Below are 11,494 nucleotides of genomic sequence, written 5' to 3' on the forward strand. Positions count from 1 at the left end.
GCCGCCATGCTGATCAAAAACCTGTTCCCCCTTGCACTCGGACTCGCCTTAGCCGGCACCGGTGCGGTCGTGATGCCGGCACCGACCCAAGCACAGGCGAGCCCGACAGACGGGATCGATTTTGACGCATACATGGAATTGCTCAAAGCGCGGGCGCGCGCCGAAGGTGTAAGCGAGGCAACGATCAAGCGGATGACTGCGGGGCTGACCCCGAATGACCGGGTGATCCGGCTTGACCGGGGGCAGCCTGGCCAACCCACTTCGCGCGGTTATCCCGCTCTGGCGCCGTATATCCGTACCCACGTCAACCCACAGCGCATAGCCGGCGGGCAGAGCGTGTATCGTGGCAACAGCGGCCTCTTGCGCGCTATCGAGAACGAATACGGCGTTCCGGGCGAGATCATCGTCGCGATCTTCGGGCATGAGACGAGCTATGGCCGGATTCGCGGCGATTTCGACTTGTCCCGCAGCCTCGCAACGCTCGCTTGGGAAGGTCGGCGCCGCGATCTGTTTGCAGGGGAATGGATCGCGCTGATGAAGGTGGCGGACAAGGGCTATTCGCGTCAGGAACTTGTTGGCAGCTATGCGGGAGCATTCGGCAATCCGCAGTTCCTTCCTTCGGTATATCTGCGGCTTGCCACCGATGGGGATGGAGACGGCAGAGCCAACATCTTCAGCAATCGCGCTGACACCTTCGCATCAATCGCCAACTATTTCCGCGATGCGGGCTGGCGCAAAGGGCAGCCTTGGGGAGTAAGAGCCGCAGTGCCCGGCGGCTTTGATGTGGACGCATACAAGACCAAGTTAGTCGGCCCGGTGTGTCCAAGGGTTCACGAGCGGCACAGCCAGTGGAAGACTGTGGCGGAATGGCGCGCGCTAGGGGTGCAGCCGCAACGCTTTTTGCCTGATGATACTCTGGTGTCGCTGTTCCAGCCTGATGGTCCAGGTGAGCCGGCGTGGCTGTTGACCGGGAATTACCGCGTGATCCTCGAGTACAACTGCTCCAACTATTACGCGATGAGCGTCGGGCTTCTGGCTGACGAAATCGTGAACTAAGCGGGCTCACACCCTCGCAACTTGGGCATCCCGCGCGTATAGCGCTGCTGTGTTTAAGCGACTTTCAAAATGGCTGGCGTTGGCGAGTGCCCTGCTGCTTGCAGCGACGACGCAGGCGCAACCTGCGGCAGTGCCGCCTCCCGAAGATGAAGTTCCCATCGCGCTTCTTGTCGACCTGACCAGCGGGCAGGTGCTGCATCAGCGCAATGCCGACAGGCGCTTTGTTCCTGCCTCGATCACCAAGGTGATGACCCTGTTTCGCGCCTTCGAGCTGATCGCCGCGGGCAAACTCGTTCCGGCTCAGACATTTACGATGCGTGACGAGACTTGGCGCGAATGGAGCGGCGAAGGCTCGACCATGTGGATCGGCGAGGGTGAGCCGGTTTCGGTGCACGATATGCTCACAGGTATCGCCAACGTCTCCGCAAATGATGCTGCGGCTGCATTGGCGGAAGGGCAGGCAGGTTCGGTTGATGCCTGGGTAGCGGCAATGAATGAAGAGGCCCGCAGGCTGGGGATGACCCAAAGCCACTTCGGGACTCCAAACGGCTGGCCGGACGAAGGAAGAACCTTCACCACGGCGCACGATCTGGTGAAACTGGCCAGAGCCATGATCACGAGGCACCCGGAACTCTACGCCCGATACATCGGAAAGCGGGGCTTTCGCTTTAACGGCATCGAACAGTCGAACCATGATCCCTTGATCGGCCGGACGCAGGGTGCGGACGGGATCAAGACCGGCTACACCAATGAAGCAGGGTTTGGATATCTGGGAAGCGTAGAACGCGACGGTCAGCGCCTTGTCCTCGTAGTAGCCGGAGTGGAACGCAGCGGTACGCGCGCCCGGGCTGCACGCAACTACATCGAATGGGGTTTCAGCGCGTTCGAGCGGCGCCGGGTGTTCGGCGAACAGCAGGTGATTGGCGAGGCCCGCGTGCAAGGTGGCGACGCACGCCGTGTAGGACTGCGGACCGATCGGACCGTCTACGTCAATGTCCCCCGGGGTACGTCTGGCGAACTCAGCATGTCAATCTCTTATGACGGCCCGCTTCGCGCTCCCTTTTCCGCCGGTGACAGGGTGGCTACGCTGGTGATCGAGGTTCGGGGAATGGAGCCAGCACGGGTTCCCCTGCTCGCGACAGACAATGTTGAAAAGGCCGGGGTATTCGCCCGGATGCTCAACGGCATTGCGGGATGGTTTTCATGACCGGCACCGGAACAGGACGCTTTATCGCCTTTGAAGGTGGCGAGGGTACGGGCAAATCCACTCAGGCACGGTTGCTCGCAGATGCGCTCCGCAAGATCGGCAAGAGTGTCACCGTAACCCGCGAGCCAGGAGGCACTGAAGGGGCCGAAGCGATCCGGAACCTGTTGTTGCACCCACCAGGCGAAGGTTGGGGGCCGCAGGCCGAGGCCTTGCTGTTTGCAGCGGCGCGCTCCGATCATGTCTTGCGCCTGATCCGGCCAGCGCTCGCATCCGGCACATGGGTGATAAGCGATCGTTTCGTCGATTCCAGTCGAGCCTATCAGGGCGGGGCAGGGGGGCTGGGCGATGCCGCAATCTGCGAATTGCACAAATTCGGTAGCGACGGTTTGCGCCCTGACTTGACGATCCTGCTCGAGGTCGATCCCGAACGCGTCGAACAACGACTGATTGCGCGTGATGGCGATAAAAGCGATGCTATCGGCGGCCGCAGCCCCGAATATCACGCGGCCGTTGCGCGCAGCTTTCGCGACCTTGCAGAGGCTGATCCTGATGGTTTCAGGATAGTCGATGGAACAGGGGAACCTGAACAGGTGCATGAACGGGTTCTCGCCGCGCTCACCCGCTTTATCGGTGAGGGCTGACACCGATCATGGACATTCGCTGGCCCAACCACAAGGAAGCATGGCGCCAATGGCGGACGGCAATGAGCGGCACCCGGATGCATCACGGTTGGCTGCTTGCGGGCAAGAGCGGCCTTGGCAAATATGACTTTGCGTTGGCGGCCGCACGCGAACTTGTCGCCGAAGCCGGAGTTGCACAGCCGGCTGGTGAACATCCTGACATTCTCACCGTCACCTACGGACCCAAGGACAAGAAGGCGGCAGCTGCGGCGGCTGAAGGCAAGCCGTTCGAACTTGCTCGCAGCATCAGGGTTGATCAAATTCGCGAAATGCAGCGCCGTCTTACTGTACGCCCGACTTTGGGATCGCGCCGCGTCGTCATCATCCATCCGGCGGATGACATGGAGGTCAATTCGGCCAATGCGCTGCTCAAGAGCCTCGAGGAGCCACCGGCCGGCACATTCTTCATGCTGGTTACGCATAGGCCCGCCCGGCTTTTGCCGACTATCCGCTCGCGCTGCCGTATCCTGCGGTTCCCGACACTTACTGACCGGCAACTTGAGGAAATGCTCGAGACATCCGGACATGGCGGTAACCTGCAAACAGCCATCCGCGCGGCGGAAGGTTCATATGGCGCGGCCTTGCGGTTTTCAGGCCAAGATCTTGGGCCCGTGGCCGAGCAGATCAACGCGCTGCTCAGCGATGGTGATGCGCGGCTTGGCGGGCGGGCAAGTCTTGCACAGGCAATCGGTCCTCGCGCTGACCGAGACCGTTTGCAGGCGGTGATGGAGCTTGCGCAGGCGATCATCGCGGAGAAGGTGCGCAGCGCGTCCAATTCGGTTCATCGCGCACGCCTGATCGAAGCGCATGTTGAGATGGTCGCCCTTGCGGCACAGGCGCCGACGTATAATTTCGACACCGGCCTGCTCGCGCTTGAAATCGGGAGCTTGCTCACGCGCGCTGCCCCGGCTAGCGAGCAGGCCCATGGCTGAACCCGAAAACTCCCCCTACTATATCACAACCGCAATCAATTACCCCAATGGCAAGCCGCATATCGGCCACGCCTATGAAGGGATTGCCGCGGATGTGATCGCCCGTTTCCAGCGCCTGCGCGGTCGCCGTGTGCGGTTCCAGACTGGGACAGACGAACACGGCCTCAAAATGGCGCGCAAGGCCGAAGAACAGGGCCGCACACCGCGTGATCTTGCCGACGAAATGTCGGGCTATTTCCAGCTGATGGATGAAAAGCTCAATATTTCCTATGATCGCTTCATCCGCACCGTCGAAGACGATCATCACCGCGCCAGCCAGGCCCTTTGGCAGCGGATTGAAGCGGCTGGGGATCTCTACCTTGACCGTTACGAAGGTTGGTATTCCGTTCGCGACGAAGCCTATTACGACGAAAGCGAGCTGGTCGAAGGCGAGGGCGGCGAAAAGCTCTCGCCGCAAGGCACTCCGGTGGAATGGACGGTCGAGGAAAGCTGGTTCTTCCGGCTGTCGAAATATCAGGAGCCACTGCTTGAACTGCTGAGGAGCCCAGGCTTTCTCGAACCGGCGAGCCGCCGCAATGAGATGATCGCCTTTGTCGAGCAGGGTTTGCGTGATCTTTCCGTCAGCCGCACCAGCTTTGACTGGGGGGTGAAGGTTCCCGGTTCAGGCAATCACGTAATGTATGTCTGGGTCGACGCGCTCACCAACTATCTTACCGGCCTCGGTTTCCCGGACGACACACCCGAAATGGCCGAATTCTGGCCCGCGAGCCTGCATTTGATCGGCAAGGACATCGTGCGCTTCCACACGATTTACTGGCCGGCGTTCCTGATGAGCGCGAAACTCCCCGTTCCCAAGGCGGTGTTTGGTCACGGGTTTCTGCTCAATCGCGGCCTGAAGGAATCGAAATCTCTGGGCAACGTCACCGATCCCATCGGCCTGGCTGAGACGTTCGGGGTCGATCCCTTGCGCTATTTCCTCATCCGCGAAGTCGCTTTCGGAAAAGATGGCAGCTATTCGCCAGAGGCTATCGTGGAACGCTCCAATGGCGAATTGGGCAATGCGTTCGGCAACCTTGCCCAGCGCACCTTGGGCTTTATCGCCAAGAACCTTGATGGCCATCTGCCCGCAATTCATGGCCACACTGATGCCGATAAGACCCTGTTCGAGACGGTGGGCCGCGCGGTGTCCAAAGAATTGCCCGACGCATTCGAGGCCTTGGCGCTGCAACAGGCGGTAGAGGCCTGGTTGCAAGCGGTATTTGCGTGCAACGCCTATATCGATTCAGAAGCGCCGTGGGCTTTGCGCAAGACCAATCCTGAGCGGATGGAAACGGTTCTGGCGACGCTTTACATCTGCATTGCACAGCTCGCCGTCGCGATCCTGCCCGTCATTCCCGAAAGCTCGGAAAAGCTGCTCGATCTGATGGGCATTCCGGGCGCGAACCGCAGCTATTCCGGTATTGGCGAGCATTGGTATTCGCCGCTGGCTGAGGGCGGGTTCCGGATCGACAAGCCGACGCCGCTGTTCCCGCGCCTCGAACTTCCCGCAGCGGAGGAGGAGAGCGCCTGATGCTGGTGGATAGCCACTGCCATCTCGAGTACAAAGGGCTGGTCGAGGATCAGGCCGGAGTGCTTTCGCGGGCACGTGACGCAGGGGTAGGGGCGTTCCTGAACATCTCGACCCGGCAGAGCGAATGGGAACAGGTCGTCGCGACCGCCAATCGCGAACCGGATGTTTTCGCCAGCGTCGGCATCCACCCGCACGAAGCCGACAAACACGCCGATCTTGGCCGAAGCGTGCTGTTGGCAGCAACGGAGAATCCCAAGGTCATCGGCATCGGGGAAACCGGTCTCGATTACTATTACGAACATTCCGACAGGCAGACGCAAGCCGGCCTTTTCCGGATGCACATCGACGTCGCTCGTGAAACCGGATTGCCCGTCATCATTCACACCCGCGACGCGGAACAGGACACGCTCGAAATCCTTGAGGACGAATTGGGGAGGGGCGCTTTCCCCGCTCTGATCCATTGCTTTACCGCATCTTCGGAATTCGGTCGCAAGGTCTTGGAAATGGGCCTGACGGTCTCGCTTTCGGGTATCGTAACTTTCAAGAATGCCAAGGACTTGCAAGCGACAGCTCGCGAAGTGCCCGAAGATCGCTTGCTGGTGGAAACGGACAGCCCGTTTCTTGCTCCAGTGCCAAATCGCGGGAAGGTATGCGAACCAGCGTTCGTTGCCGATACTGCGCGTTTCGTCGCCGAACTGCGCGAAACGGAGCTGGATCGTCTTGCCGAGCAGACCACGGCGAATTTCGCCAGACTTTTTAGCAAGGTTACCTTGTGAAGCTGATCATGCTCGGATCGGGGACGTCCACCGGCGTCCCGCGCATCGGAGGGCCCGATGGCCTGGGCGATTGGGGGGATTGCGACCCTTCGGAGCCGCGCAACCGCCGGACACGGGTATCGATCATCGTCGAAAGTGACGAAGGATCGCGGCTGCTGATCGACACGTCATCCGATTGTCGTGCGCAGCTGCTCGCCAATCGGATCAACCGTATCGACGGCGTTTTCTGGACGCATGATCATGCGGATCACTGCCACGGGATCGATGATCTTCGTGTCCTGCGCTATGGGCGGGGCGGGCCAATTCCCGGCTTCGCATCGACTGAGACCGTAAGGCGGCTGCGCCAGCGGTTCGGCTATGTCTTTGCCGGCCAGGATGGCTACCCGACCATATGCACGATCGACACGCTGGATCGGCTGAAGATTGTTGCCGGTTTCTCGGTGGAATGGTGCCAGATGGAGCATGGCAGCGGAGAAACGACGGGATACCGGTTCGAAGCAGATGGCAAGTCCATTGCCTATGCAACCGATTTCAGTGCTATTTCTGAGGATATGATCGACCTGTTTGACGGCGTCGATATCCTCGTAAGCGATTGCTTGCGCCGGGAGCCGCATCCGACCCATGCGCATCTTGCCATGGCAATTGAGTTGGCAGAGCGTTCTGGCGCGCAGCGGCTTGTGCTAAGCCATCTCGACAAGAGCATGGATTACCGGACGCTGGAGCGCGAGGTTCCAGATTTTGTGACCGTTGGTTTTGATGGGCTGGAGATGGTGGCGTGAACGAAGGTTCGTTGATCTCGATTGTGGCGCTGCTTGGTTGGTTGATCCTTGCCGGTAGCGCATTGGCAAGTTTTCGGCTCGGTTGGAGCAAGATTTTGCAATTGGCGCTTGTGTGGCTTGCGATTTTTGCCGGCTTGTTCGTTGCTGCGGACTTGCTTGGGGCGAGGTTGCCGACCTGAGGCGCTCTAGCTGATATTTAACATAAGATATATTATCATTCTATCATGGCGCAGAACCCGGAAACTCCCCCTATCGACCGCCTGCTGGCAATCATGGCGCGTTTGCGTGATCCAGAACATGGCTGCGAATGGGACCTGGCGCAGTCATTTGAAACCATCGCGCCTTACACCATCGAAGAAGCCTACGAAGTCTCCGATGCGATCGAACGCTGTGACATGGACGAATTGCGCAGCGAACTCGGCGATCTGCTGCTTCAAGTCGTTTTTCACGCACGCATGGCTGAGGAAGCCGGCCATTTCACCTTTGATGATGTCGCAACCGCAATCAGCGACAAGATGCAGACCCGCCATCCGCACATTTTTGGCGATCAAGACGGTGTGATGGACAGCAAACGCTGGGAAGACCTTAAAGCAGCCGAACGTGAGCAATCGGGTTCCACCAGCGCCATGGACGGCGTCGCTTCCGCGCTTCCGGCACTTTTGCGGTCAGAGAAGCTGCAAAAGCGCGCCGCCAGGGTCGGATTTGAGTGGCACGATATCAAAGGTCCAACCGATAAACTGCTGGAAGAATTGCAGGAACTCAACGAAGCCAGCGATGAGGAAAAGCTGCTGGAGGCAGGCGACGTGCTGTTTGTCGCGGTCAATATCATCCGCCGCTACGGGGTAGATGCCGAACAGGCTTTGAAGGCGTCAAATGCGAAATTCGAGCGCCGTTTTCGCGCAATGGAGGCGCTGGCAACGGCAGACGGACATCAGTTTGATCGCCTGTCGCTCGATCAGCAGGAAAGCTACTGGCAGCGGGTCAAGCAGGCTGAGAAACAGTCTTAAGTTACGACCCCAAGGCCGAATATTGTCCCAATTCCTTGGGATTGAGGCGCACCGTCAGACGCCGCAACGGGCCGTCCTCCCCTTCCCCGGCATCCTCTTCCGACAGGATTTCACCGTGGGCATGCAACCATGCAAGCCGCCGACCGTCCGATACTGGCAGGGTGATGATCAGCTCGTGCGCCTTTGACGTGAGCATCCCTGTCAGAGTGGCTGCCAGATCGTCCATCCCTTCACCTGTCGCGGCTGACAATAGCACTGCAGAATGGCCTTCGGCAGCCGCGCGGAGTTCATCCAGCGTTTCATCGTCAATCAAATCGGCCTTGTTCCACACCTCGACGATGGGAATTTCACTGATGCCGGTTTCGCCATCTACCACGCCAAGATCGGCAAGCACCTCCATCACCTGCTTCTTTTGGGCGGCATGGGCCGGGTTGGACATGTCGCGCACGTGACAGATAATGTCGGCACCGGTCACTTCCTCAAGCGTCGCCCTGAACGCGGCGACCAACTGTGTCGGAAGGTCGGAAATGAAGCCGACCGTGTCGGACAGGATGGCCTTTTCCACTCCGGGGAGGCTGATCGCGCGCATCGTCGGATCGAGTGTGGCGAAGAGCAGGTCTTCCGCCATCACGTCCGCGCCCGTCATGCGGTTGAAAAGAGTGGATTTTCCGGCGTTGGTGTATCCCACAAGGGCAACCACCGGCCACGGCGCCCTGCCCCGTCGCTCACGGTGCAACGCGCGGGTCTTGCGCACCTGCTCCAGTTCGCGCCGCAGTCGGCCCATCCGCTGGCGGATCATGCGCCGGTCGGCCTCGATCTGGGTTTCGCCAGGTCCGCCGAGGAAGCCGAAACCACCGCGTTGCCGCTCAAGGTGAGTCCAGCTGCGCACGAGGCGGCTTTGCTGGTAGTCGAGGTGAGCCAATTCGACCTGCAAGCGCCCTTCGGCCGTGGCTGCGCGCTCGCCAAAGATTTCGAGGATCAGACCGGTGCGATCGATCACCTTGCGTTTGAGCCGGTCTTCGAGATTGCGTTGCTGGATCGGTGTGAGCGCCCCATCGACGATCACCAACTCGCATTCATATTGCTTGCACCAGATTGCGATGTTTTCGACCTGACCCGATCCGAACAGCGTGTTCGGCTGCATCTGGCGTACTGGCAGAATGGCCGAATGCTGGATCACCACGCCAATCGCCAACGCCAGACCTTCGACTTCGGCAAGCCGTTCGCTCGCGTCGAGATCGTACTTGAACGCCCTGATATCGGGGCACAGGATCAGGGCCCGCGCACCGCGGGTGACCTCATCCATCAGGTCATCGTCAAAGCTCAGTAGTCGGCCCCGTAATCGTCGTCTTCGTCGGAGGCATCATCACCGTCTTCGGAGAGGTCTACCGGGCTGGCGGGCTGGATTGTCGACACCGCATGCTTGTAAGCGAGCTGCACAGCGCCATCGCGCTCCAGCAACATGCAGAACAGGTCATAGGCGGCAATCCGCCCCTGCAGCATCACGCCGTTGACGAGGAACATGGTGACTTGCACGCCGGCGACGCTGACGCGGCTGAGGAACACGTCCTGAAGCAGGCGCTGCTTGCGATTTCCGCCGCGAGCACTGAATTGTTCCGCGTCAATCGACGCGCCGGGCATGATCGTGGAGATCGCATGTTTGTAAACAAGCTGCGACTGGCCGTCACGGCGCAGAAGGATCGAGAAATTGTCAAACCAGGTGACAATCCCCTGAAGCTTCACGCCTTTCACCAGGAACATGGTAACAGGCGTCTTGTTCTTCCGAAGATAATTCAGGAACGCATCCTGCAGATTAGCCTGCTTTTCGCTGCGCGCAGATGATGTTGTGTTCGAGGTGCCGGCGGAACTTGCGGGGCCGCTGGTACGAGGGCGCGGAGAGAGGGTTCGCCCACTGGACATATTCATGCTCCTGTTCTTGGCGGCCGTCGTTACGGTCCGCAGTTTCGCCGCAAGATCGCTTGCGACGGATCGATATAATGCAGCTTGCGCGTCGTGGGGGCAATGATTGAATTGTTGTCAAACAAATTTGACGGTCAATTCCTCACTTCCCATCCGCATCCTTGCGGTCGGCCATGCCCAGCAGCTTGAGTTTACGATGCAGGGCAGAGCGTTCCATCCCGATAAAGGTCGCGGTCTTGGATATGTTCCCCGAAAAGCGACGAATTTGGATTGTCAGATACTCGCGCTCAAAGGTTTCGCGGGCTTCGCGCAAAGGAACCCCCATCATGCTCGAAAGCCCCTGCCCCGCTCCTGCGAGCCGTCCGCCGGAGATCTCACTTGGCAGCATGTCGGGCTCCACCACTGTCAGCCTATCACGCGGGGTCATGATGATCGTGCGCTCAACGACATTGCGCAACTGGCGCACATTGCCCGGCCAGTCATAGGCCTGAAGCGCTGCCATCGCCTCTTCCGAAATCTCAGGCGGAACGATGCCCTGGTCCTTGGAATAGCGGGTGAAGAAATGTTCGGCGAGCGCGGGTATGTCGTCCCGGCGATCTGCAAGCGAGGGGATGCTGACTGGCACGACATTGAGGCGATAGAAGAGATCTTCGCGAAAGCGTTTTTCCTCCATCTCGACATTCAGGTCGCGCGTGGTTGAGGAGACAACGCGGACATCCACACCGATCTGCCGTGTACCGCCAACGCGAACAAAGCTCTGTTCGGTCAACACCCGCAGGATCCGGGCCTGGGTCGAAAGCGGCATGTCAGCCACTTCATCGAGATAGAGCGTGCCACCATCGGCCATTTCCAGAAGGCCGGGCCTCACCTGTTTCCCGTCGACTTCCTCGCCAAACAGTTCCTGTTCGAACCGTTCAGGGGTGATGCGGGCCGAGTTGACGAGCACAAAGGCCTTGTCGGAACGATTGCTCCATGAATGCAGCATCCGTGCGGCCACTTCTTTGCCCGCCCCTGCAGGACCGGAAATCAGCACCCGGCTGCCGGTGTTTGCCACCCGCTTCAGCGTGGCCCGCACAGCGTTGATTGCGGGTGAGTTTCCGGTGAAGTCCGCCCCGCCCCAGCTCGAATCGCGCAACTGAGTGTTTTCGCGGCGCAGCCGCTCGGTCTCGGTCGCGCGTTCAACCAGCAGCAACAGCCGCTCCGCCTCGAACGGCTTTTCAATGAAGTCCATGGCTCCGCGTCCGACGGCGGACACAGCGGTGTCGATATTGCCATGGCCCGAAAAGATGATCACCGGCAGGTCAGGTTCGCGCTGCTTGATCGCGTCCAGCGTTTCCAGCCCGTCGAGTTCGCTGCCGTGCAGCCAGACGTCGAGCAGGACAAGGCTCGGCCGGCGCTCGTCAATAGCGGCAAGCGCGCTGGTGCTATCGGCGGCGGTGCGGCATTCATAGCCTTCGTCGCCAAGCACTCCGGCTACCAGTTCGCGGATGTCGCGTTCGTCATCGACAATCAGGATTTCAAGCGCCATGCGCCTCTCCTTGCGGGCAGTGATTTTGAGGGGAAAACT

12 protein-coding genes are annotated in these 11,494 nt (G+C 59.9%); 9 read left to right on the forward strand and 3 right to left on the reverse strand.

From position 1 onward, the window contains the following. The first annotated feature begins 6 nt into the window (after window positions 1-6). Genes L1K66_RS10450 through mazG form a run of 9 tightly spaced genes read left to right on the forward strand, consistent with a single transcriptional unit; the run spans window position 7 to window position 8,007 of the window. The gene (locus tag L1K66_RS10450; RefSeq protein WP_407931944.1) at window positions 7-1,056 is read left to right on the forward strand and encodes a lytic murein transglycosylase; all 1,050 of its coding nucleotides are present in this window, start codon (window positions 7-9) and stop codon (window positions 1,054-1,056) included. A 49-nt stretch (window positions 1,057-1,105) separates the two neighbouring features. After that, the gene (locus L1K66_RS10455; RefSeq protein ID WP_252257832.1) at window positions 1,106-2,263 is read left to right on the forward strand and encodes a D-alanyl-D-alanine carboxypeptidase family protein; all 1,158 of its coding nucleotides are present in this window, start codon (window positions 1,106-1,108) and stop codon (window positions 2,261-2,263) included. Beyond that, entirely contained in the window at window positions 2,260-2,904 is a 645-nt protein-coding gene (gene tmk, locus L1K66_RS10460) for a dTMP kinase (protein WP_252257833.1), read from the forward strand. Before L1K66_RS10455 ends, tmk begins: the two co-directional genes overlap by 4 nt. A gap of 8 nt (window positions 2,905-2,912) precedes the next feature. Beyond that, window positions 2,913-3,875, forward strand: coding sequence for a DNA polymerase III subunit (locus L1K66_RS10465; RefSeq protein WP_252257834.1), 963 nt, complete (start codon window positions 2,913-2,915; stop codon window positions 3,873-3,875). Next, window positions 3,868-5,445, forward strand: coding sequence for a methionine--tRNA ligase (metG, locus tag L1K66_RS10470; RefSeq protein ID WP_252257835.1), 1,578 nt, complete (start codon window positions 3,868-3,870; stop codon window positions 5,443-5,445). The genes L1K66_RS10465 and metG overlap by 8 nt, the downstream gene beginning before the upstream one ends. Continuing rightward, on the forward strand, window positions 5,445-6,221 hold the full coding sequence (locus L1K66_RS10475) for a TatD family hydrolase (protein ID WP_252257836.1): 777 nt from the start codon (window positions 5,445-5,447) through the stop codon (window positions 6,219-6,221). The genes metG and L1K66_RS10475 overlap by 1 nt, the downstream gene beginning before the upstream one ends. After that, complete coding sequence (locus L1K66_RS10480; RefSeq protein WP_252257837.1) at window positions 6,218-7,000, forward strand: MBL fold metallo-hydrolase; 783 nt, start codon at window positions 6,218-6,220, stop codon at window positions 6,998-7,000. Before L1K66_RS10475 ends, L1K66_RS10480 begins: the two co-directional genes overlap by 4 nt. After that, window positions 6,997-7,179, forward strand: coding sequence for a hypothetical protein (locus L1K66_RS10485; RefSeq protein WP_034954069.1), 183 nt, complete (start codon window positions 6,997-6,999; stop codon window positions 7,177-7,179). The genes L1K66_RS10480 and L1K66_RS10485 overlap by 4 nt, the downstream gene beginning before the upstream one ends. 45 nt (window positions 7,180-7,224) lie before the next feature. Next, the gene (gene mazG, locus L1K66_RS10490) at window positions 7,225-8,007 is read left to right on the forward strand and encodes a nucleoside triphosphate pyrophosphohydrolase (protein WP_252257838.1); all 783 of its coding nucleotides are present in this window, start codon (window positions 7,225-7,227) and stop codon (window positions 8,005-8,007) included. Between the two features lies 1 nt (window position 8,008). Here mazG and hflX read toward each other — a convergent pair whose 3' ends face one another. From hflX to ntrX, 3 genes are all read right to left on the reverse strand, one after another. Further along, window positions 8,009-9,313 (reverse strand): GTPase HflX, encoded by a 1,305-nt coding sequence (gene hflX, locus L1K66_RS10495; RefSeq protein WP_252257839.1) that lies wholly within the window; start codon window positions 9,311-9,313, stop codon window positions 8,009-8,011. Between the two features lie 17 nt (window positions 9,314-9,330). Beyond that, window positions 9,331-9,927, reverse strand: coding sequence for an RNA chaperone Hfq (gene hfq, locus L1K66_RS10500; RefSeq protein ID WP_252257840.1), 597 nt, complete (start codon window positions 9,925-9,927; stop codon window positions 9,331-9,333). 142 nt (window positions 9,928-10,069) lie between these two features. Then, on the reverse strand, window positions 10,070-11,455 hold the full coding sequence (gene ntrX, locus L1K66_RS10505; RefSeq protein ID WP_034954074.1) for a nitrogen assimilation response regulator NtrX: 1,386 nt from the start codon (window positions 11,453-11,455) through the stop codon (window positions 10,070-10,072). Between the last annotated feature and the right edge of the window lie 39 nt (window positions 11,456-11,494).

This window comes from Erythrobacter aurantius (genome assembly GCF_023823125.1).
GTDB classification, from domain to species: domain Bacteria; phylum Pseudomonadota; class Alphaproteobacteria; order Sphingomonadales; family Sphingomonadaceae; genus Erythrobacter; species Erythrobacter aurantius.